This is a genomic window from Sporosarcina sp. G11-34 (genome assembly GCF_026931025.1).
The window spans coordinates 275303-297549 of the sequence record NZ_JAHNZW010000007.1 but is presented as its reverse complement, the minus strand read 5'-3'; the positions used below and the strand labels follow the sequence as shown (position 1 = coordinate 297549).

26 protein-coding genes are annotated in these 22247 nt (G+C 40.1%); 13 read left to right on the top strand and 13 right to left on the bottom strand.

Annotated elements, in window-relative coordinates:
• From KSU66_RS12660 to KSU66_RS12650, 3 genes are all read right to left on the bottom strand, one after another.
• On the bottom strand, nt 1–235 hold a 235-nt coding region (locus tag KSU66_RS12660), incomplete at its 3' end, for a transposase (RefSeq protein WP_269051808.1).
• Nucleotides 236–326: 91 nt separating this feature from the next.
• Nucleotides 327–1868 (bottom strand): flotillin family protein, encoded by a 1542-nt coding sequence (locus tag KSU66_RS12655; protein ID WP_269051807.1) that lies wholly within the window; start codon nt 1866–1868, stop codon nt 327–329.
• 12 nt (nt 1869–1880) lie between these two features.
• Entirely contained in the window at nt 1881–2429 is a 549-nt protein-coding gene (locus tag KSU66_RS12650) for an NfeD family protein (RefSeq protein ID WP_269051806.1), read from the bottom strand.
• A gap of 205 nt (nt 2430–2634) precedes the next feature.
• Here KSU66_RS12650 and KSU66_RS12645 point away from each other — a divergent pair, with 205 nt between their 5' ends.
• The 4 genes from KSU66_RS12645 (at nt 2635) to KSU66_RS12630 (ending at nt 7208) form a co-directional block, all read left to right on the top strand.
• Nucleotides 2635–3255, top strand: a complete 621-nt coding sequence (locus KSU66_RS12645) for a DUF47 domain-containing protein (protein ID WP_269051805.1) — start codon at nt 2635–2637, stop codon at nt 3253–3255.
• An 11-nt stretch (nt 3256–3266) separates the two neighbouring features.
• On the top strand, nt 3267–4265 hold the full coding sequence (locus KSU66_RS12640) for an inorganic phosphate transporter (RefSeq protein WP_269051804.1): 999 nt from the start codon (nt 3267–3269) through the stop codon (nt 4263–4265).
• 159 nt (nt 4266–4424) lie between these two features.
• The gene (locus KSU66_RS12635; RefSeq protein ID WP_067205063.1) at nt 4425–4625 is read left to right on the top strand and encodes a cold-shock protein; all 201 of its coding nucleotides are present in this window, start codon (nt 4425–4427) and stop codon (nt 4623–4625) included.
• Nucleotides 4626–5063: 438 nt separating this feature from the next.
• Nucleotides 5064–7208, top strand: coding sequence for an MMPL family transporter (locus KSU66_RS12630; protein WP_269051803.1), 2145 nt, complete (start codon nt 5064–5066; stop codon nt 7206–7208).
• A gap of 59 nt (nt 7209–7267) precedes the next feature.
• On the opposite strand, the gene KSU66_RS21440 is transcribed toward KSU66_RS12630, so the two are convergent.
• The 5 genes from KSU66_RS21440 to KSU66_RS12610 all read right to left on the bottom strand — a co-directional run bounded on the left by KSU66_RS21440 (nt 7268) and on the right by KSU66_RS12610 (nt 10026).
• On the bottom strand, nt 7268–7495 hold the full coding sequence (locus tag KSU66_RS21440; protein WP_443028971.1) for an RNA polymerase sigma factor: 228 nt from the start codon (nt 7493–7495) through the stop codon (nt 7268–7270).
• Nucleotides 7496–7605: 110 nt separating this feature from the next.
• A complete protein-coding gene (locus tag KSU66_RS12625) occupies nt 7606–7770 on the bottom strand; it encodes a hypothetical protein (protein ID WP_269051802.1) in 165 nt (54 codons plus the stop codon).
• Nucleotides 7771–7776: 6 nt separating this feature from the next.
• A complete protein-coding gene (locus KSU66_RS12620; protein WP_269051828.1) occupies nt 7777–8244 on the bottom strand; it encodes a hypothetical protein in 468 nt (155 codons plus the stop codon).
• 43 nt (nt 8245–8287) lie between these two features.
• The gene (locus KSU66_RS12615; RefSeq protein WP_269051801.1) at nt 8288–8941 is read right to left on the bottom strand and encodes a pentapeptide repeat-containing protein; all 654 of its coding nucleotides are present in this window, start codon (nt 8939–8941) and stop codon (nt 8288–8290) included.
• A 194-nt stretch (nt 8942–9135) separates the two neighbouring features.
• Nucleotides 9136–10026, bottom strand: coding sequence for a putative RNA methyltransferase (locus KSU66_RS12610; RefSeq protein ID WP_269051800.1), 891 nt, complete (start codon nt 10024–10026; stop codon nt 9136–9138).
• Nucleotides 10027–10182: 156 nt separating this feature from the next.
• Here KSU66_RS12610 and KSU66_RS12605 point away from each other — a divergent pair, with 156 nt between their 5' ends.
• Complete coding sequence (locus KSU66_RS12605; protein WP_269051799.1) at nt 10183–11310, top strand: CAP-associated domain-containing protein; 1128 nt, start codon at nt 10183–10185, stop codon at nt 11308–11310.
• 30 nt (nt 11311–11340) lie between these two features.
• On the opposite strand, the gene KSU66_RS12600 is transcribed toward KSU66_RS12605, so the two are convergent.
• Together KSU66_RS12600 and KSU66_RS12595 are read right to left on the bottom strand one after the other, a co-directional pair.
• Nucleotides 11341–11883 (bottom strand): superoxide dismutase family protein, encoded by a 543-nt coding sequence (locus KSU66_RS12600; RefSeq protein ID WP_329958818.1) that lies wholly within the window; start codon nt 11881–11883, stop codon nt 11341–11343.
• A gap of 122 nt (nt 11884–12005) precedes the next feature.
• Nucleotides 12006–12689 (bottom strand): phosphoribosylaminoimidazolesuccinocarboxamide synthase, encoded by a 684-nt coding sequence (locus KSU66_RS12595; RefSeq protein WP_269051797.1) that lies wholly within the window; start codon nt 12687–12689, stop codon nt 12006–12008.
• 176 nt (nt 12690–12865) lie between these two features.
• Between KSU66_RS12595 and KSU66_RS12590 the strand changes: the two genes are divergently transcribed.
• From KSU66_RS12590 to KSU66_RS12575, 4 genes are all read left to right on the top strand, one after another.
• Entirely contained in the window at nt 12866–13087 is a 222-nt protein-coding gene (locus KSU66_RS12590) for a heavy-metal-associated domain-containing protein (protein WP_269051796.1), read from the top strand.
• A gap of 27 nt (nt 13088–13114) precedes the next feature.
• On the top strand, nt 13115–15001 hold the full coding sequence (locus KSU66_RS12585) for a heavy metal translocating P-type ATPase (protein WP_269051795.1): 1887 nt from the start codon (nt 13115–13117) through the stop codon (nt 14999–15001).
• 6 nt (nt 15002–15007) lie between these two features.
• A complete protein-coding gene (locus tag KSU66_RS12580; protein ID WP_443028970.1) occupies nt 15008–15721 on the top strand; it encodes a Crp/Fnr family transcriptional regulator in 714 nt (237 codons plus the stop codon).
• A gap of 347 nt (nt 15722–16068) precedes the next feature.
• A complete protein-coding gene (locus tag KSU66_RS12575) occupies nt 16069–16935 on the top strand; it encodes a YitT family protein (RefSeq protein ID WP_269051793.1) in 867 nt (288 codons plus the stop codon).
• Between the two features lie 36 nt (nt 16936–16971).
• Here the strand turns inward: KSU66_RS12575 and KSU66_RS12570 are convergent, their stop codons facing one another.
• On the bottom strand, nt 16972–17340 hold the full coding sequence (locus tag KSU66_RS12570; protein WP_269051792.1) for a DUF4181 domain-containing protein: 369 nt from the start codon (nt 17338–17340) through the stop codon (nt 16972–16974).
• A gap of 199 nt (nt 17341–17539) precedes the next feature.
• On the opposite strand from KSU66_RS12570, the gene KSU66_RS12565 reads away from it, so the two are divergent.
• The 4 genes from KSU66_RS12565 to KSU66_RS12550 all read left to right on the top strand — a co-directional run bounded on the left by KSU66_RS12565 (nt 17540) and on the right by KSU66_RS12550 (nt 19945).
• On the top strand, nt 17540–18259 hold the full coding sequence (locus KSU66_RS12565; protein ID WP_269051791.1) for an ABC transporter ATP-binding protein: 720 nt from the start codon (nt 17540–17542) through the stop codon (nt 18257–18259).
• Between the two features lie 15 nt (nt 18260–18274).
• A complete protein-coding gene (locus KSU66_RS12560; RefSeq protein WP_269051790.1) occupies nt 18275–19018 on the top strand; it encodes an ABC transporter permease in 744 nt (247 codons plus the stop codon).
• A 61-nt stretch (nt 19019–19079) separates the two neighbouring features.
• Nucleotides 19080–19538, top strand: a complete 459-nt coding sequence (locus KSU66_RS12555; protein ID WP_269051789.1) for a LytTR family DNA-binding domain-containing protein — start codon at nt 19080–19082, stop codon at nt 19536–19538.
• The gene (locus KSU66_RS12550; protein WP_269051788.1) at nt 19535–19945 is read left to right on the top strand and encodes a DUF3021 domain-containing protein; all 411 of its coding nucleotides are present in this window, start codon (nt 19535–19537) and stop codon (nt 19943–19945) included. The genes KSU66_RS12555 and KSU66_RS12550 overlap by 4 nt, the downstream gene beginning before the upstream one ends.
• A gap of 57 nt (nt 19946–20002) precedes the next feature.
• Here the strand turns inward: KSU66_RS12550 and KSU66_RS12545 are convergent, their stop codons facing one another.
• Together KSU66_RS12545 and KSU66_RS12540 are read right to left on the bottom strand one after the other, a co-directional pair.
• Nucleotides 20003–21199: a class I SAM-dependent rRNA methyltransferase gene (locus KSU66_RS12545; RefSeq protein WP_269051827.1), complete on the bottom strand. Its 1197-nt coding sequence runs from the start codon at nt 21197–21199 to the stop codon at nt 20003–20005.
• Between the two features lie 81 nt (nt 21200–21280).
• On the bottom strand, nt 21281–21880 hold the full coding sequence (locus KSU66_RS12540) for a hypothetical protein (protein ID WP_269051787.1): 600 nt from the start codon (nt 21878–21880) through the stop codon (nt 21281–21283).
• Between the last annotated feature and the right edge of the window lie 367 nt (nt 21881–22247).

Genomic DNA, 22247 nt, shown 5'->3' with positions numbered 1-22247 from the left:
CGCCTGTCCTTTTTATAAAGCTTAGTACATCGAGCTTGAATTGAACAGAATAAACTTCGTTACTTTCCTTTCTAAATAATCCTTCTACACCATACTCCTTGTATACTAGTACCCAATTTTTGATCTGTGTAGTGGATTTTATTTTATAATTTTCAGCTAACCGTTTATATCCAAGTAGTCCCGCTAGATATTCACGCACAATCATTACTTTAAATTCATCACTATATTTAGCCATAATAAAACACCCCAAAAGTTAGTTTTTAACTCTAACTTTTGGGGTGCACTACAAACACATTTTGTGTCTAGGCTCTTTCTATTAATAGTCCTTATTCGGCTTCGTCGTTCGTTTCTTCTTGAACTTGTTGTTTTGATGCTCTTACTTCATTTGTTAGCTGGTCGATGCTTGGTCGAATCGTACCTTTTCCGGAGTAGTTCTCAAGCATTTCCTTCACGTCAATGCCCGCAGATTCTTTTAGTGTTTCCTGTAGCGTTGACATTAGGTTCGTTGCGTAAGATGTTACTTTATTTGCCCCGCCGCCTTCACCACCGCCTGTATCGACTACTGTAATCTTATCGATATTGGCAAGTGGGCTCGCAATTTGTTTCGCGTATTCAGGAATCATATGAACAATCATATCAAGCATAGCCGCCTGGCCATATTGTTCGAATGCTTCTGCGATTTTACGTTTAGCTTCGGCTTCTGCAAGACCTTTCAGACGAATAATGTCCGCTTCCGATTCACCTTGTGCACGAGACGAGTCCGCTTTCGCCGTTCCATCGAGTCGTACTTTTTCTGCATCGGCTTTTGCTCTTGCTTCAATTCCATATTTCTCAGCGTCTGCTTCTGCCATCCGTCTTGATTTATCGGCTGCCGCATTTTGTTCGATTGCATAACGATCCGCATCCGCTTTTTTCTTCACTTCTGAATCGTATTGTTTCTCACGACGCAAAATCTCTTTTTCTTCGAGTTCGATTTGCTTTTGACGCTCAATAATTTGAATTTGCATTTCTTGCTCCATAACTTCTTGTTTGGAACGAGCCGTTTGCAATTCATACGCTTGGTCGGCCCGTGCTTTCGCAACGTCTTGTTCCAGGCGATATTCTGCAACTTTCAATTCATTTTCTTTTTGTGCTTCTGCAATTTCTGTCGCACGTTCAATCTCTGCTTTTTGCGCTTCTTTTGACGCTTCAGCGTTTTTAATACGCGTTTCTTTCTCCGCTTCAACTGTTGCGATATCCGCATCACGTTTCACTTGTGCGATACGCGGCTTTCCAAGTGAATCAAGGTAACCGTTTTTATCGCGAACGTCTTTAATTGTAAACGAAACAATAACTAGACCCATTTTCGATAGATCTTGGGATGCAACACGTTGTACTTCTTGGGAAAACATATCCCGGTTTTTATAGATTTCTTCGACCGTCATTGAGCCCAAAATGGAACGTAAGTGACCTTCCAACACTTCTTTCGCTTCGTTTTCACGGTCTTCTTTCGATTTCCCTAAAAACTGCTCCGCTGCTGTGGCAATTTCGGAAATAGAACCGCCGATTTTAATAATCGCCGTTCCGTCCGCCATTACCGGAACACCTTGTTCCGTGTACACTTCTGGTGTTGTTACTTCAAGCTTACTTGACAACAAGCTTAGTGGTTTTGCTTGTTGGAAAATCGGGAATACAAACGTACCTCCACCACGGATAATTTTAACTCGGTTACCTGAATCATCCGTATGTACATTTTTTGTTCCTAAATAACTTCCCGTTACAATAAGTGCTTCATCCGGTCCAACTGTACGATACTTCGCAATGTAGACAAGGATGACCGCCAATAAAACAAATACGACAACTCCAATTGCGATCCAAATTCCTGGCATAACTTTTCCCCCTTAGTTTTTATTCATATTAGCGAAACGGAAAGGTTCATATTCTTTTACGATAAATGTCCCATCCTTCACTTCAATGACAAGTACTTCTTTCCCATAATCAATCGATGCATTTTCATATCCCGCTGCCCGTTTAGAAATAATTCCATTGACCGATTCAAAAACGATTTCACCAAATCCTCCGACTGGAACCGGAACAATTACTTTGCCCACTTGGCCAATAAGGGATTCGTCGGTATAAGCAAGCGATACTTCCGCCGATGAGAGCGGGAGTAGAACAAAAAAGTAAAGAAGTAGATCGAGTATAAATGCAATGATTAACGCACTAACGATAATGACACTAGAATTCCAATCCGTTGTCAGTTCCATAATATAACCTGTTGCCGCTACAAAGGTTATAAAAGGAAGGATAACCGCAGGGTCCAAAAACGGATTTCCTTCTCCAATTCCTTCTGCAATATCACTAAAAAAGACATATAGAATTGTGGCGAGTCCAGCAATAATTAAAGCGTATAAGTAAATTTGAACAACTGGCATGCCCAATAGTTCCATCTCATCACCTCCCGAATCTATCAATCTTTTTTGTATTACCTATACATACGTGCTTAGAAAGAAAAAGTTTCAATTTACTAAAAAATGTTTTTCTTCATCACAAAAGTATTTGTCGACTGCTTTCTATATTTATTTTTATTTAGTTTCTATTTTGTTATGATGGGTATACTAAAAACTAATTCCGGAAACGGATGGAGGCGCAAAAATGTTCAGTCCCCGTAAAACAGACCCTTTTTTTGTAGCACTTTTAACTATTGCAGAACTTGTACAGGAAGCGGTCCATTATGCCGACGATTTCAAAGTAGTTAACGTCGCAGACTTAAAAGAAGTAAGTATTCGACTAAAAAAATATGAAAAAGAAGGCGATGCTCTTATTTATGAGCTTACAACAAAGCTCAATAAATCGTTCATGACGCCAATCGAACGGGAAGATATCTTACAACTATCCCTTAAGATGGATGATATTCTTGACGGCATTGAGCATTTTGCTGCACACCTTGAAATGTTTTCTCTTACGGATATTGACGAATATATTCAAATGTTCATGGAAAATATCGTTAAAAGTACAGATGAAATCGTTAAGGCAGTTCAGTTATTATCAAGAAAGAAACTGATTGACATGCGAGAACACTCTACTTTAATTAAAAAATACGAAGGTATTTGCGATGATATATTCCGCGTTTCCATAAAACAATTATTTATTAACGAAAAAGACCCGATTCGTATTATCCAATACAAAGATATTTACGAACAACTTGAAGACATTGCAGATTATTGTCAAGATGTTGCGAATACACTTGAAACAATTATTATGCGAAACGCTTAAGGAGGCGCCTAGTGGATACGATACTTCTCCTTACGATACTCGTCGTAATATTTGCACTTGCCTTTGATTTCATTAACGGCTTCCATGACACAGCGAATGCGATTGCTACATCTGTCTCTACACGTGCATTAAGGCCACGAACGGCAATTATTATGGCTGCAATTATGAACTTCGTCGGTGCGCTTACATTTACTGGCGTCGCAAAAACAATTTCAAAAGATATCGTTGACCCATTCGTTCTTGAAAATGGATCACTTGTCATATTGGCGGCACTTACTTCCGCGATTATCTGGAACCTAGTCACATGGTATTTTGGAATTCCTTCAAGTTCATCGCATGCACTTATTGGATCCATTGCTGGTGCAGCGATTTCTGCCGCTGGATTCGGGATTTTAAATTACAGTGGTTTCCTTAAAATATTACAAGCACTTCTTATTTCTCCATTCATCGCGCTTGCCGGTGGATTTTTAATGATGTCGCTGTTTAAGGTTTTATTGAAAAATAGAAACTTATTTAAAGCCAATCGAAGAATCCGCTATTTGCAAATTGGAACGGCTGCACTTCAATCTTTCACTCATGGAACGAATGATGCACAAAAAGCGATGGGAATTATTACAATGGCACTTATTGCAGCAAACTTACAAACGACAGACGATATCCAGCTTTGGGTTCGAATTGCGGCAGCAACTGCAATGGGACTTGGAACATCAATCGGTGGATATAAAATTATTAAAACAGTCGGCGGCAAGATTATGAAGATTCGTCCCGTAAACGGCGCCGCCGCCGATTTATCGTCGGCGATAATTATTTTTAGTGCAACATTACTTCACTTACCTGTGAGTACAACACATGTAATTTCGTCAGCAATTATGGGAGTTGGAACAGCTCAAAGGGTCAAAGGAGTCAAGTGGGGCGTGGCTCAGAAGATTGTTCTGACTTGGATTATCACACTACCAATATCAGCTCTTATTGCTGGAATTGTATATAAGACTTTCGCATTGTTTTTTTAACTTAAACATTTCCCTTGCATTTTTCTTCAGCGCCTGCTATGATAAAGAAGAATTATTTTTGTTCGGCACTGAGGGTCATTAATAAATCTTGACCGATTCAAGACTTGAGCAAGGATAGTAATACAATGTGTGCAAAATGCACACGAGGAGGAAACACACATGGAACAAGGTAAAGTGAAATGGTTTAACGCAGAAAAAGGATTCGGTTTCATCGAACGCGAAGATGGAGACGACGTATTTGTACACTTCTCAGCTATTCAAGGAGAAGGCTTCAAGTCTCTTGAAGAAGGTCAAGACGTAACGTTCGAAATCGAGCAAGGCCAACGTGGTCTTCAAGCTACAAACGTTAACAAAAACTAATTTGAATTAATCATTCAAAAGCCAATCCCTTTGGGGGTTGGCTTTTTTCTTTGGCTTTTTTTATTGTTATTGGCATGTGTGGGGTTGATCGATGTCCTCTCTAATTGACGGATTGTCATCCCTTTGTGTGGGAATGTCCACTCTTTCACCCCGAATGTCCACTCTTTACGCTGATGTCATCTCTAATCATCGGAATGTCATCCCTTTATTCGAGAATCTCCACTCAATCGCCCGAAATGTCCACTCTTTACATGGATGTCATCTCTAATCGTCGGATTGTCATCCCTTTACACAACAATCTCCACTCTTTCACCCCGAATGTCCATTCCCCCAAGTAATTATTCGCTCCTTACGATGACCGCGATAAGACTTTCCTTTCTGTTTCCGTTATTATAGAAGAATAGATTTCACTTTACATAGAAAGGAAGGAAGTTTCTTATGCGCCCATTAGCTAGGTTTGTTTCGAAAGCTTATAAATATATTATTTTCACCTGGCTTGCGATTTTTGCGGGTATGACCTTTTTCGCAATTCAGCTTCCAGGGTTGCTCGAAGGCGATGGATTTCGGATGGACGGAGAACATTCCAAAGTCACCGAGATTGTTTCAGAAACATTTGATATGCCCGCAGAGTCGATGTTACTCGTCTTCGATAAGATAGACGATAAAAAAATCGAGTCTACACTTAAAAAAGTCGAAAAACTCGATGTCACTTCGGGGATTACTTCACCACTTGAAGATTCTACGCTTTATAAAGAAGACGTCTCTTATGCGCTTTTACATTTTGATAATGAAGCCGACAATATGCCTGAAATTGTAACGGATATACGTGATGCGGTTGGAGAAGAAAAAGGGATTATACTCACAGGTTCTTCTGCTATCTCAAAAGATATCAACACTGCTAGTCAAAAAGACCTTATTACGGCAGAAGCGATTGGCTTGCCCATTGCGATTATCGTTCTTCTATTCGCCTTCGGAACGGTTGTAGCGTCCTTTGTGCCACTTCTTATAGGTATCGTTACTATCGTTACCTCTTTTGGTATTTTGACGCTACTTGGCAGTCAGATGGACTTCTCTATCTTTATCTTGAATATCATTCCGATGCTTGGACTCGCCCTTAGTATCGATTTCGCCTTGTTATTCATTAGCAGATATCGGGAAGAACGAAAAACTAGTAATTTACATGAGGCGGTGTCAACGACAATTCTGACAGCGGGTCGTTCGGTTATCTTTTCCGCGTTTTGTGTATTTATCGGACTTGGTGCGATGTTGCTTATTCAAATCGACTTATTCCAAAACATTGCGATTGGCGGTATGATTGTCGTCTCGATGGCTGTACTTAGCTCGATAACGCTCCTGCCGTCCGTATTGATCGCCCTCGGGGACCGAATTGACAAATGGCAAATACTTAAAGTAAAAACAAATGGATCCGATCGCTGGCGTACATTTGCGAATTTAGTCATTAAGCGTCCTATTTCAATCATTATCGTTGCTGTTATTTTGCTTGGCATTGCAATCATTCCTGTAAAAGATATGAATCTTGCAATTCCTGAACTTGATTCTTTGCCAAAGTCCTATGATTCTCGACAAGCTTTTGAACTCATCGACGACAAGTTCGGTCTGGCCGATCAATCGTCCATCTATGTAATCGCAGAACGGGCTGGAGGTTGGGAAGATGCAGATGGGCTTCTCGCGATGAGTAAGCTTGAGCAGGAACTTACGAATGACAAACTTGTCAACGAAGTGAGTACCATTTTCACGGTTGGTGAAATTAGTTCCGTTGAAGAATGGACGCAAGCGACGGCAGTTCCAGAAATGGCAGCAGCTTTAACGCCACTTCTCGAAACATTCGTCAAAGGAAATCAGCTGATGATTCCTGTTACACTCGGGGCAAATGGTGCTTCCGATACTGCCCAAGATTGGGTTCGTAATTGGTCTGGTGAAAAGACAGATTGGAATCTAATAATTGGCGGACAACCGAAATTCAGCCAAGAAATTTTTGATGAAATTTGGGATAAAATCGGATACGTTCTTGCTTTAATTATGATTACGACGTTCTTCATCTTAATGATTGCGTTCCGGTCCATTATTATTCCGATTAAGGCCATTCTTATGAACGTTATTGGTTTATCTGCAACGTTTGGACTTCTCGTCTACATTTTCCAATACGGACATTTTGGAATACCAGCGGGCACAATCGCCCTCATTATTCCTGTCATCGTTTTCAGTCTCGTCTTTGGTCTGAGTATGGACTACGAAGTGTTTCTCATCTCGAGGATGCAAGAAGAGTATTCGAAGACATTCGATAATGATCATGCAACCGTGGAAGGGCTCGCAACGACAAGTAAGGTCATCACGTCGGCTGCGCTCATTATGATTGTGCTCACGGGCGCATTCGCCTTCACAGACGTTATGCCCGTCAAACAAATCGGTGTCGGGATTGCAATTGCCGTCGCCATCGACGCAACAATTATACGCCTCCTTCTCGTTCCAAGCCTGATGAAATTATTCGGCAAATGGAATTGGTGGTTACCATTCGGTAAAGGCTTATATCGTCCGGGTAATAAAACTTCAGAAAGAAAATAAAAATCGCGCACGTAGATTTCTTATAATCTACGTGCGCGATTTTTGCTTGAATGATTGTTCTAAGCATTGTTTTCAAATACAGTCTGCAGAATTTCAGACTTTAACCTAAGCGATTCTTTCAATATCAATCGAGCCCGAAAAATTCTAGTTTTCACGACATCGATTTTAAGATTTAGCACTTCTGCAAATTCCCTATACTTTAAATCTGAAAAAAGGCGTAAAATGATAACTTCCCGATGTTCCTGTTTGAGCCGGTCAATTTCTTCGATTAATGTTTCCCTGATCAACTTTTTTCCATTGTACTTTCCTATTAACAAAAGTTAATTAACAGAATACTATTTTAAAAAATGCGAAAAAAGTAAGCACACTTGGCGTATTATTTCCAAGTGTGCTTACTTTACAATGTTATATAATCCGATTCGACCGGCATTTCTATAATTATTTCGGTATGTCCGTTTTCATTTATAGCTTTATTAATCGTTGCCTGCATGGCAAAGTAAATCGCAGCGACGGCAACTAGGACAAAAATCACTAAGCCAATAACCATAGTCTTACCTTTCACAGTCAATCACTCCTCTACTTGCGTAAAGCCTTCCTCTTTCAAATAGCCAATTGCATGTCCATAAGCACTGAAACTTTCTTCCAAGTTCAAGCCGTGGTATAAGTTCCAGAATCCTTCTTCTTCAATCAGTTTTAGTTCACTACCGTCTTGGCTAATCCACTGTTCCTCAATCGGTTGCGCCTCGACTTCCTCTTCCACTTCCGACAATCCTTTAATGGAATCAGCAATTGTTTTACGCAATTCTTCTTCCGTCGCTTCCCGAACGTTAACTAATCCACGATCATCCGCGTCATATCCAGGCAGTCCCGCTACGTAAACAAAACCGTTTCCATTCGGATGTAAATGTTGGATAACGACTGTTTTGTCGTACAGACTGTCTTCGTAATGGTAGTTCACGCGATTCAATGAGACCGCTTTACGCGTTAGTTCTGGGAACGATTCAATTATCGCTTGTTTTTCTTCAAATGTAAGCATATATGTCCACTCTTTTCCACTCTGATTTGTATTTAGTATACCATCAATCTTCATTCACCGATAATCCGAGGACACGAGCAAAACCAATCGCTTGCTCCTTCGATACGATACAGCCCGCAAGTTTTGTTAACGTCACTTCAATTTGCCCATATGTACTATCCGATAGATCCACGCCTTTTAAGTCCGTTTCAGAAAGATTAATCGAATCCATTTTACAAACAGAGAAACGAACCGCTTTAAATCCACACTCGTAAAAATCCCCATCTGTTAAATTACATGCAACAAAGTCTACTTCTTTCATTGACGAAAAACTAAAGTTAATATATCTCCCGTCACATTCATTAAATAGTATATGTCCAATTTTTGCATTCGCAAAATCGGCACCTGTCAGTTTCGAATTTATAAATTCACACCGATGAAAGACGGCATTCTGAAAATTAACGTTTGAAAAATCGCATGTATCAAAAACGACATCAACGAACTCTGCTGATTGTAGTGCACTTCCGGAAAATGAAACATCTTTAAATTGGACATCGTCGAAAGACAATCTTTCACCTTCTACACCACTAATCGTTCCGCCATCAAAATGAACTTTCTCAACATATCCGTCATCGCTCCACACATCCCTCGGATGCATTAGTTCATGTGTTAGGGATAATTTTGGCCGTTGCCGTTTCCCTATTTTCTTTTTCGTCAATTAAAACTCGCCCCCTTTTTACCTTGTGCGCCATTCTGTAATAATAACAAACAAAATAATGACTGCGATTGCGACAACATAAAACCACGCTGGTACACTGCTAAACATTGTATTACTTCTCCTTTCGACTCTATGGATTAAGATTGAGAATTTCTTCTGACTCGCTTCAACTGCCCCTTTGTAAGGCGCCTATGCTAGTTACTTTCATGAATAGTTTCGGTTTTTCTCTTTCCTATCATGACAGTAAAATCGATTGTAATGACTGGAATGTCCATACTGCTTGCCGCTTTAACGAGTTCCTGGTCCGCTCCCCATGAAAGAGGTGTCATCTGAATAAGCGGTGCTAGAAGGTCACAGTCAAGTTGAAACTCGTACGTAATCCGCTCTGTTTTCATTAACTCGAACTGCTCTGCAAAACGATTTACATGTTCGGAATCCTGTTGTCTTTCCGTGTCATCGTTGTAAAAAATAGCCCGTAACTCTTTTAAATAGCCTTTTTCCGGAACAACTTTTATGAACAAGCCATCTGGTTTTAATAGGCGAGTGAATTCTGCGTAATTCGCTGGCGATAATATATTAAGGATTGTATCAAACGCGCCATCTTCGAACGGGCAATTTGCAAGGTCCGCGACACACCAAATATTACCTGGATGCTCTTTAGCTGCTGTAGCGATTCCTTCCTTAGCAAGGTCAATACCTATACCAATCACATCGACCGGCAATTGCTGCAGAATTTCTGACAAATGGGAACCTTCTCCGCAACCCGCGTCAAGAAGTGCAAGTTCTTCATTCCCTTTAAAATGAAAGGCCAGTGATTCAGTTATATAGTCAAGAAGTGGATTGAAAAATCCACCGTCAATAACTATCTTCCTTGCTTCAAAAAGTGATTTATCATATTTTGTCACATGTGCTTGTGGGGCTAAATTAACGTATCCGTTTTTCGACAAGTCGAACGAATGGTTTTTCGTACAAACGAGCCTTGAGTATTCTACTAGTGCCATCTGCGACGAACAAATGGGACAGCGAAACAACTGCGCATGTTGTTCCAGGGCAAGTGCATTGATCATTTTTTTCGATAAGGTCATACAATTCAAGCTCCGATCTATTGTTGTTCTTTTAGTATACCGTTTTTCTGTCCATACTGGAAATAACGCGCTATAATTATGTATTTAACTGGAAAATAGTTCTTGCTGTATCTAACAGACATTCACCGGTTACAATGAAGGAAAGGAGGCCACGCATTGAAACGATTATTTTTACTTATTTCGCTTGTCATCGCCCTTTATGTCGCAAAACCGTTATGGGAAGAGTCCATCTCAAAGTACGTGGACGTTTCCTTTTTTGAACCTGTTGACGAAAAAGTTGAGGCATTTTTAAATAGCGAATCGTTATCTACAACGGTTCAATACATTGGTGATACGCTTGACAAAGCCGTCCTCTTTTTATCCTCCAAACTAACGGAAAAGAATGAAGTGGCTAGTGAAGTAGATAAGCCATCATTGACAAAACCTACACATACTCAATTTTCAATATACAATATCGAAATCGGCACATCCAAAGAAGAAGTGACCGCAAAACTCGGTGAGCCAAACGGCCGCTCCGTGAACGAATACGGGACGGAATGGCTAACGTACCACGAAGAATATCATAATTATGTCATGGTTTCATTTGACGATAAACAAACAGTGAACGGCATTTATACAAATGACGACCTTATCGCATCGAGCGTTGGCGTCCAATATGGTTCCGACAAATCGCTTGTACGCGAAACATTTGGTAAACCGATTAAGGAGCTTCGTAAAGGAACAAATATTTATATTTTACAAGAAAGCGAAGGGTTTGACTTATTTCAAGTTGGTGAGACTTATGCGTATATATTTTACGATCTTCATAAAAATGATACCGTTACGGCTATCAAACTTGTTTCTAAAAAATTGGAACAGCAAAAAACCGGCATGTATGCCGGCGGGGATTCAATCTTACAATTCGGTTTTGAACAGCAACTGTTTGACTTAACAAATGCCGCCCGCGTAAGACATGGACTGAACGCCCTTGCTTGGGATGACCGTGCGGCGGGGACTGCAAGAAAACATAGTAGGGACATGGCGCTCAACAATTACTTTAGCCACGAAAACCAACAAGGTCTATCCCCATTTGAACGCATGAAAAATGACGGCATTGTATTTCGGAGTGCTGGGGAAAACCTAGCATACGGCCAGTCCAGCAGCATTTTTGCTCATGAAGGGCTGATGAATTCACTTGGACACCGAGAAAACATTCTACTCGACCGCTACAGTCATCTCGGTGTTGGTGCTGCTTTCAATGACAAATCGCAACCGTATTATACGGAAACTTTCTTGTTGAAATAAGATGTGTACAACGAATATTCAAAACGTGTATTATTGATTGAAAGCTGCACAAGCAATTCGTTTACCCGAGTTACCTGACGGATCCGTTTTGTAGTCGTCCATATCCTCGTGTATGACAAGTGCACTTCCATCGTTGTCGAGAATCGAGTTTTCAAGATTTGGTTTCAATGTGAATTCATCGGTTGTCATCTTAGCTTTGACTTTTCCATCGTAATCTACTACAACATTTGGTAAATCTCCTAAATGGAACCCTTTCAGATTATCGAATCCATGCTGTTTATGTGTCGGATTGAAATGGGCACCTGCCGATTCAAAACCGGGTGGTGTGCACTCCCCTTTTTCATGAATATGCGTTCCGTGTAATCCGGGTGGAAGCCCTTCAGCAATAATCTTGATGGTGATACCGTCCTTTGATTCATCAAAAGTGGCTTCACCAATCTTTTCCCCTTCGGCGTTTAGGATAGGTGCCGCAACGGTTTCGGAAATATCTCCGCTAACAGGTAACCAAGCCCCTTTTTTCCCGCAACCCGTCACAAGAAGAAGCAAAGATACCGTAAACATTACAATAAACATTCGTTTCAAGCCAATTCCTCCTCATATACTTTCAATATAAAGGATGGCTTGTTTTACATAAGTTATTCTTCGTAAAAAAAATCCGCCCATCATTCATATAAATGATGAGCGGATTTCCCTATTTACTTAAGAACAATTTTCTCCAGTTCAAGTGGTTCAATATACGTACCGTTTTGATATACACGCATATTTCCACCAGATATTTCATCGATAAGCATGATTTCCCCTGATTCTCCGTCTCGGCCGAACTCAAGTTTAATGTCGTACAGTTCCAGTCCTTTCGCAGCGAGTTCGTCTTTTACGAAGCCTGACACTTCTTTTGTTAGCGCTTCAAGTATATTGAACTCTTCAGCCGACAACAGACCTAGTTGTGCAAGCGCGTCTTGATTGATTGGCGGGTCGTTTCGGTCATCGTCTTTAAGTGTTACTTCAACGAATGCGTCCAACGCTTGTCCTTCTTCACAATACGCGCCGTATCTACGCAAGAAACTTCCTACTGCGCGGTATCTACAAATTACTTCTAACCCTTTACCGAACATTTCTGCCGCTCGTACCGTCATCGTCGCTTCTTCAACATTCGCATCAACGAAATGCGTTGGAACTTTTTTCTCCGCCAATTTCTCAAAGAAATACGTCGTCATTCGAAGCCCTGATTGTCCAGCACCTTCAATTGTAAGTCCGACTGTATTGGCACCTGGATCGAAAACGCCATCTTCTCCAGTTACATCATCTTTAAACTTCAGCAGCACATTGCCGCCGGTTGCTTTGTATACATCTTTCGTCTTTCCTTTATATATAAGTTCCATGTCACATTTCCTTTCCGACCAAAATTAGTATCTTACTTACAGTATAAAGTACTTTTGCAAGAAGAAAAAGGATTGAAGCAAAGTTTTTTGAATTACTTGATACACGTCAAGGTTTCATTTTCACATCCATCCTATACTAAAGACAGAAGCAAAACATACTTAGGAGGATGAGGAAAATGAAAAAAGCAGTATTCGGTTTAGAGCCACTTAGTTGCCCGACATGTATTAAGAAGATTGAATCGACGGTATCAAAAATGAACGGTGTGGAAGATGTAAAAGTATTATTTAACTCAAACAAAGTACGTACACAGTTTAATAGTGATGTTGTCAATGCAGATCAAATCCAAGAGTCAATCGTCAAACTGGGCTATCCAGTTATTTCACAAAAAGTTTCGTAAGTTCATCCTAGGAAAGGCGTGAAAAAAATGAATGCGAAAAGAACTTCTCAAATCACTGCGCTAACCGGATTACTTTTAGCTGTAGCGATTGGACTTCACTTCTTAGGTTTCCATGAATGGCGACAAATCGTACTAATTACCGCTACTGTAATCGCCGGCATTCCAATTGCATGGAAAGCAATTCAAGCACTGCGGATGAAAGCCTTTAGCATCGAACTTCTTGTGACAATTGCCGTTATCGGCGCACTCTTCATAGGCGAATATGTAGAGTCCGCCGCTGTAACATTCCTTTTCTTATTCGGTGCCTATCTTGAAGTACGCACATTAGAAAAAACACGTTCTTCACTCAAATCACTTATTGACATGGCTCCCCTCGAAGCAACAGTTATTCGTGACGGGGAAACAATAACAATTTCTGTGGATGATGTGGAAAGTGGCGATCGAGTCATTATCCGTTCTGGAGAAAAAGTAGCGATTGACGGTGCAATTGTTTCCGGTCGGGCTACATTGAACGAATCCGCCATTACTGGCGAGTCCGTTCCGGCAGCAAAAACAATTGAAGACCGCGTATTTAGCGGAACGATTGTTGATAATGGATTCATTGAAGTCATTGCGGACCGCGTTGGCGATGACACGACATTCTCAAAAATTATCGAACTTGTGGAAGACGCACAAGAAGCGAAATCCAAAACACAAAAGTTTCTTGATCGCTTCGCCAATGTGTACACACCTTCAATTGTCATTTTATCAATCGTTGTCTACATCTTCACACGCAATATCGAAATGACACTTACATTCCTAGTTGTCGCTTGTCCGGGTGCCCTCGTTATTTCCGCTCCTGTGTCAATTGTTGCGGGTATCGGAAACGGCGCACGAAATGGTGTCCTTGTTAAGGGCGGAGAGATTATGGAAAGCCTCGCCAAAATCGACACAGTTGTTTTCGATAAAACAGGTACACTCACACGTGGACGCCCTGAAGTGACCGACATTCATACGTTTTCAGGAAACGAAGAAGAACTTTTACGGCTCGTTGCAGAAGCTGAAATGATTTCCGAACATCATCTCGGCCAAACAATTGTAAGAGAAGCGAACCTTCGAGAAATTCCTTTAGTGAATGATCCAGAAGAAGCGGAAATCATTGAAGGCAACGGAATTCGTGCGAAAATTGAAGGTAAACTACTAACAGTTGGCAATCGCAAATTGATGGCGGCAAACGGCATCACTATTGAAGACAAGGTAGAAAGATACGCAGTGGATCGTGAAAAGGCTGGTAATACAGCAATCTTCGCAGCAATTGACGGCGTCATCGAAGGAATTGTCTCAATTGCAGACCAGATTCGTCCTGAAGCAATGGGGGCTATCGAAGAACTTCGCAGCAATGGTGTCAAACAAATTATTATGTTAACAGGTGACAACCGCCACACTGCGGAACTCGTCGGAAAACAACTCGGACTCGACCAAATCCACGCAGAGCTTCTTCCGGAAGACAAAGTGGCATGGATTCAGAAACTAAAAGACGCGGGCCACATAGTTTCCATGGCCGGTGATGGCATTAATGACGCACCTGCGATTGCCACGGCTGATATTGGCCTTGCGATGGGTGAAGGCGGTACGGACGTTTCAATGGAAACTGCGGACGTTGTCTTAATGGCGGACCGATTGGATCAGTTCTCCCATGCACATGCGCTCGCAAAAGCAACAATTCGGAACATGAAACAAAACACATACTTCGCAGTCGGCACAGTCTTTCTTCTGCTTGCAGGTGTTCTGTTTGGAAAAGTGTTTCTTGCATCCGGTATGCTCATCCATGAATTGAGCGTTCTACTCGTTATCCTCAACGCTGTCAGGTTAATTCGGTATACTAAGAAAGAAGTCAAAATAAACGAACCGAATGCCATATTACAAACTGACTAAGGTGGGATGAACTTGTCGGAAAATAAATCTTGTGAACATCATACAGAAGGTGCTGTGGAGATGCAGAAAATGTGCATCTCCATCGTGCCGATTTTTAATCACTTAGATCCTGATGAAATGAGCGAAATTGTAAAAACAACGAACTCCGTAACACATCCGCGTGGGGATACAATTTATCATGCCGGTGATGAATCCGACGGGCTTTACATTGTCCATAAAGGTCGAGTTAAGATTTACAGATTATCGGAAACAGGAAAAGAACAACTCGTCCGAATTCTGGAACCTGGTGATTTTACAGGTGAACTTTCATTATTTAGCGAATCATTTCACGATGCGTATGCGGTAGCGATGGAACCTGTAGAGCTATGCGTCATGAGTCGAGATCATTTCCAAACATTCCTATTGAAATATCCGTCTATTTCACTTAAAGTGCTTTCCGAGTTTTCTAAAAGGCTTAGCAAAACTGAAAAACAAGCCGCGAGTATTGCAATGGAGTCTACGGAAACGCGCGTAGCTATGTATTTAGCCAACCAAGTGGAGGCGCATAAAAGTCATTCCATAACGTTACCAATGAGTCGAAAAGATATTGCCTCCCATCTAGGTACGACACCCGAAACGGTAAGCCGTAAACTGACCGAGTTTGAAGACGCCGGCTGGATTAGGCAAAAAACGCAGCGGGATATTGAGATTTTAGACTTGGATGCATTATTGTTGGCCTGATGGAAAAACCAGGTGATTATTATTCCAAGTAAAGATTTACACAATAAAAGGAGAATCCATTGAATTTGGATTCTCCTTTTTCGTTTGCTTATTGCCATTGTTCACTTAAGTAATGAATAAAGATACCATTACCTGAATGAATTAGGTACAATTAGACCCTAACACAGTTCGTAATATATGTTGAATTAAAGATTCTAACTTGAATAAGTCTAATGATGATCGCTTTACCGAGCCGTTGATTTCCACGTAATCTCCAGCGAAGGCATCCCCTAGCGCCCCGCGTTGTGAGAAAAGTTGTTTAGTTTAGCTTACCTAATATATTTAACACCATATAAAGGAGGGCCTTCATGTTCTTTTTAGAAGCAAAACGGATTATTGTTGTTATTCTTGGTTCATTATTAGTTGCCATTTCTTTAAACTTCTTTTTAATCAATGCAAATGTCTATGCCGGTGGTTTTGCGGGTGCCGCACAGCTTGTATCCAGTGTCTTTAAAGATTTTCTAGACATTGAAATCAGTACAGGTATTTTATTACTCTTATTCAATATTCCAGTCATTATATTAGGTTGGTACAAAGTAGGGAAAGGTTTTACCATCTATAGCATCGTTTCCGTTATTTTTGCAACAATTTTTTTGGAACTCTTGCCTGTTATCTCCTTGTCGGATGATATTATTCTAAATGCTGTAGTTGGCGGCGTAATTGCCGGGGTGGGTGTTGGTATGTCATTGAAACTAGGTGCCTCAACTGGCGGTATGGATATTGTCGCGATGGTCTTATCGCGCCTACAAGATAAACCCATCGGAACATATTTTTTACTACTGAACGGAGTTATTATCGTCATGGCGGGCATCGTGTATAAACCCGAAAACGCCTTATACACGATGTTGGCACTGTACGTTACTACGGCGGTTATCGATACAATTCATACGCGCCATGAAAAGGTAACCGCAATGATTATTACACGCAAAGCGGATGAATTACAACACGCCATTCATCAAAAAATGGTGCGAGGAATAACAATACTACCCGCAAAAGGTGCTTATTCGAAAGAAGACCAAAATATGATGTACTTAGTAATCACCCGCTATGAATTATATGACTTGGAAAAAGTAATTAACGAAACAGACCCAAGGGCCTTTACAAATATCGTTCAAACCGTAGGGGTTTTTGGATTCTTTAGGCGCGAAGGCGAAGTAATCGATAAAGAAAATTAAAATGAGGAGAATCCGATTTACTTGGATTCTCCTTTTTCATCGTATAGGAAACAGTAAAACAATGACTAAAAAAACGACAAGAAGAAGCAGACCAAAAAGATCCGTTATCCATATCTTTGCGCTTCGATTATAATTCCATTGCATGAATGCGCGGAGTAACGAATTTGCCAAAATAAAAGGAAGTAGCGTATACACTATATTAAATTCTTCATCTTTGGAAGCAACCACGAGGGAAGCGACCATATAAACAATGAAAATAACAGTCAAGGCAATAAACTGAACGCGCTTATTCACCTTACTCATCTCATTTATTTCCCTATTAATCTTGAATTTTCTTTTCAAAATTTGTTCGCTAATAATCATAATGACAACGAATATAAGGCCAATAATAATAAGATGTTTCATAATTAAACCCGCTTTCCTTTACACCTTCTATGGACAATTCGTTCTTGTACACTTTTTCCCCTTCGAAAGTGGATGGATTTCACTTTGGGATTTCTGCAAGTCACCTATCTTTTCATGCGCGTTACTGGAATAGCAAGGACAGTGGATGGAATAACTCATATACTTTGATTACAAAGAACAACTAATTGGAGGGGTTACAATGACAGTCGTCAACGTTCACAATTTGCATAAAGCGTATGGAACGAACGTCGTTTTAAAAGGGTTGAACTTTCAAGCATGCGAGGGAGAAGTTATTGGAGTCATTGGAAAAAACGGAGCAGGTAAATCAACATTTCTTGAAATTATTATGACACTTAAACAATACGATACCGGAACTGTCGTTGTTTTTGATGAAGACATTAAATCGCTTTCGACAAATCAGCTTGAACATATACGAAAACAAATCTCCATCGTTTTACAACCAACCCAATTTTACGCAACGCTAAAAGTCGAAGAGTTACTTCGGTTATTCAAAGCTTATTACAAATCACCAATTGACGTCAAAAAAATTATTGCCGATTTCAAATTAGAAGCACATCGCAAAAAGTATTTCGATAAGCTGTCTGGTGGATGGAAACAAATTGTCAGTTTGGCAATTGCTTTTTTATCCCAACCCAAACTTCTTATTTTGGATGAACCGACGACCGGATTAGATCCGCATATGCGTAATATTTTGTGGTCCTACATTACAAACTACAACAAAACGGTTGGCGGTACTGTTATTTTAACGACGCATAATATGGATGAAATCGAAATGTACTGCGACAAAGTGATGCTTATCGATAACGGCATAAATAAACGATTCGATACGACTAAGGATATTTTAGATTCAGGCTATACATCAATCAACGAATTTTATCTTGCAAAAGTAACGATCTAAAAGGGAGGAAATAATATGTTAGCAACTCAGTTGAAATACGATTTACTTATGTTTTCTAGAGAATTATTTTACTTGATTTTCACGATTGTCATACCGCCTGCCACGTATATTTTTATGGGCCGATTATTCGGGGATCACACATATGCAGGAAACTTAGATTATGCACAAACCTATACACCTTCGTTCATTTTACTTATTACGTTTACGACCGTCTTTTTCGCTTTCGGTTTCGACCAAGTGACGCATCGGTCAACGGGCGTAGAGAAAAGAATTAGCCTTTCACCCGTTTCCAAAAACACGCTTCTATTGTCTAGTATCATCCGCTCTACTATCATTACAAGCTTTGGCTATCTATTCATATATGGAATTGGCATCGCTATATACGACTTACAATTCCAGGCCCTTAACTTTCTAAGTTCTTACGGTTTTTTCATCATACTCAACGCAGTTCTGCTTGTCATTGCTTCTGCTATCTACTCATTTTTTAACGAGATGAAAAGCGCTTTAGTATTCTCCATCGTCATTTTTCAAGTTGTGATCTTTACAGGTGGTTTTGCATTGCCAGTCAACATGATGCCAAAATTCCTTCAAGTCATTGCCGAATTCAATCCGCTTTATCATATGAATAATTTGTTCATCGCTGTTTGGAACGACCAACTCACTTTTAGTAATAGTACGCTCATTTCCATCACTTATATTTCTTGCTTAGTCATCGTAGCATTGTTCATTCTCCGCTTTTCATATAAAAGACGCATTTGACTGACTACTTGCAGACAATGAGAAATGAAACGTATAAACTATTGTCAGGGGGTGTCTCGCAATGAAAGTATTATTAAATATTGATCGTGATTATGAAGAAACGAAAGTAATAATTGAATGTCCGGAATTGGATGATTCCGTACAAGGGGTTCTGGATTTTATCAAAGGGCAAGAAACAGAGTTTCTCGTTGGAAAAGATGGCGATATGCAGCATATTCTAAAACCGGGCGATATCCATTACTTCCATACTGAAAAAGAAGGCGTTGTCGCCGTAACAGCCGCAGGTTCATTTAGATTAAAAGAGAAGTTATACGAACTTGAAAAGATTCTTCCTACAAATAAATTCATACGGCTCTCAAAATCGGTCATTGCCAACCTTCATGAAATGAGCCGCTTTGAGGCCTCATTTAACGGAACACTTTGCGTGTATTTTAAATCGGGCGCGAAAGAATACGTTTCCCGAACGTACGTCAATAGTATTAAGGAAGCACTAAAGATGAATAGGAGGAAAAGCGAATGAAAGTGTTTTTATTCAGAAGCATGATTGGCATCTTTTTTGGCGCATTTATAGCTGTCGTCTTGACGAATTCGCTTGTTTATTTTGGTAGCCAAGAAGTGCTCGATGGAGAATTATTTATGAAAAATTCGCTTGGTTCCATCTTTTGTGGATGGTTTTTCACAGTCGGCCCACTCTATTTCGAAAATACAAATTTACGCCTATCCCAACAGACCGGACTCCATTTCATAACGGTTGTTGTTCTCTATTTCATTTTAGCGTTCGGCATTGGTTGGGTTCCGTTTACAGTGAAAAGCTTCTTGCTTGCTTTAGGATTATTCGTAATGACTTATTTAATATTTTGGACTTCGTTCTACCTCTATTTCAGAAACCAAGCGAAGAAATTAAATGCAGAACTTCAGGAACTTTGATTACACGCGAAAAATCCGCGCCCATTGCAAACTGGGCGCGGATTTTATAGTTCTATCTTATTTCGTTTTCTGTAAAACAACGACTTTCAAATAGTTAAACTCTTGGAAATCACGGTTCGTACGGAAATCCCTTGGCAATGTGGACTCTTCAAGTATTTTGTATCTTGATCCTGCATCTTTAAATGCAGTCTCTATGAATGTTTTGAATCGCTTCATGCCAAAACTCGCGTTGTTTGTAGAGGCAACAATGATCCCGTTTTTCTCTGTGATTGCGATTGCATCCATTAGAAGTGCCGGATAATCTTTTGCCGTGCTGAACGTATACTTTTTCGAACGTGCGAAACTCGGTGGATCAAGAATGACAAGGTCGAATTTCAACTCATTACGTTTTGCGTATCTGAAATAATCGAACACGTCCATCACTTTAATATCTTGTTGTTCATAATCAATATTATTGACACTAAACTGTTCAATCGTCTTCGCAAGGCTACGTTGCGCAAGGTCTACACTTGTTGTTTTGGCAGCTCCACCAAGCATCGCAGCGACAGAGAATGCACCTGTATACGAAAACGTATTCAGCACATTTCTTCCTTCTGAATACTTATCGCGAATTGCTTTACGCATATCACGCTGGTCCAAGAAAATACCCGTCATTGCACCATCATTTAAGTTAACCGCAAAATTCATGCCGCTTTCTTTCACGATAATCGGGAAATCACCTTGTTCTCCTTGAACGAAATCGTCTTGATCAATATATTGACCTTTCGTATCAAACCGCTTCTTCTCGTAAATCCCTTTGTAATTCATAATTTTATCGAACACACTATACACATAATGCTTCATCGAATAAATTCCTTCACTGTACCAGCTTACTAAAAAGAAACCATCGAAATAATCGATTGTTAACCCGCCGATACCGTCGCCTTCCCCGTTAAACACACGGAAAGCAGTCGTATTCGGGTTATCAAAAAGTTCCTGACGGCGAGCAAGTGCCGCTGCAATTCTTGACTCGAAAAAGTCGAAGTCGATTTCCTCGTCTTCTTTTCTCGTCAACACCCAGCCAAGCCCTTTGTTCTGCAAACCGTAATAGCCTTTTGCAACGAATCTACGATCCCTGTCGATTAGTCGTACAATGCTTCCCTCAACTTGCAGCACTTCTGGATTCAGAATCGCTTCTTTTAAAATTAAAGGATAGCCCTTTTTCATATCAGATATATTTCTTGCATTTACTTGTAAATCAATTGTTTTTGTCATATTGTCATCCATTCCATCGTTTTCTCCATTATCGCACGTTTCGCACTGAATAGCGAAAAGAACAAAACAAAAACGTTCCGTTTACGCAAGCAAACGGAACGCTAATGACTTCCATATACTCATAGGTACTGGACGACTTTCTTGCTTTCCTCTTTTCAAAAGCAAGTATGTTTGAAGATCACCTTCGTATATTTCACTTAAACATTCCACGTCGAAAAAGTGACGCGGTTGAACTAAGCTTGGCGAAATCGTAAACATTTGCAAATCACCTTCATTCATCACTGTTGCAACGAATTGAGAACAGAAAAATGCATGCTCCCGCTTAATAATATCTCTATTAACCGCAATACCAAATAACCCAATGAAATTATACCTATATTGCTCTTTATGTTTTTCAATATGTCGGATTTTATTTCGAATTCGATCAAATTCTTCTGCACTCACTTTGCAACTCAATATCGCGCATTGTGCTCCTTGAAAAATACCGTCCGCCGCATTCTCTTTCACAAAACCTGCTATGAATGGATTGCTTTGATATTTTCTACCGAAACTGTACATCTCTGTTAACTCTTTGTCAAAAGCAATTGACGCGTGATTCAAATCATTACGCGTATACATACCAATCATTTTTGAAAGTAGTGTACCAGTATTCGTCAATACAATATATATTGTTTTATCCATGGCAACCCCCTGCTTTCCCTTCGCGGGAGCCGGTGCCCCCTCATTCGCTATATTCTAAGTATGACTTCTACAATTAAATTGTAAACGTACCGTAGATGGAAACTGTCTAAGACCTTAGTTCGACTTTCCAAAAATATCGATAACGAATTTCTCTATACTGTATTATACGTTTTACCTTAGTTGTAAGTTTCATATTTTTATATAATTTGTCTACCGAATAAAAAAGCAGAGAGAATTTTGTAGTTCTCCCTGCACAACTGTTTGTATTTTTTGATTGTGTGATTCGCATTCGGCGATTAAGAAAGTTACATTATTTTACTCATTATCTCATATCCGATCAGAAATAGCTTTAGTTTCTTTCTTAAGG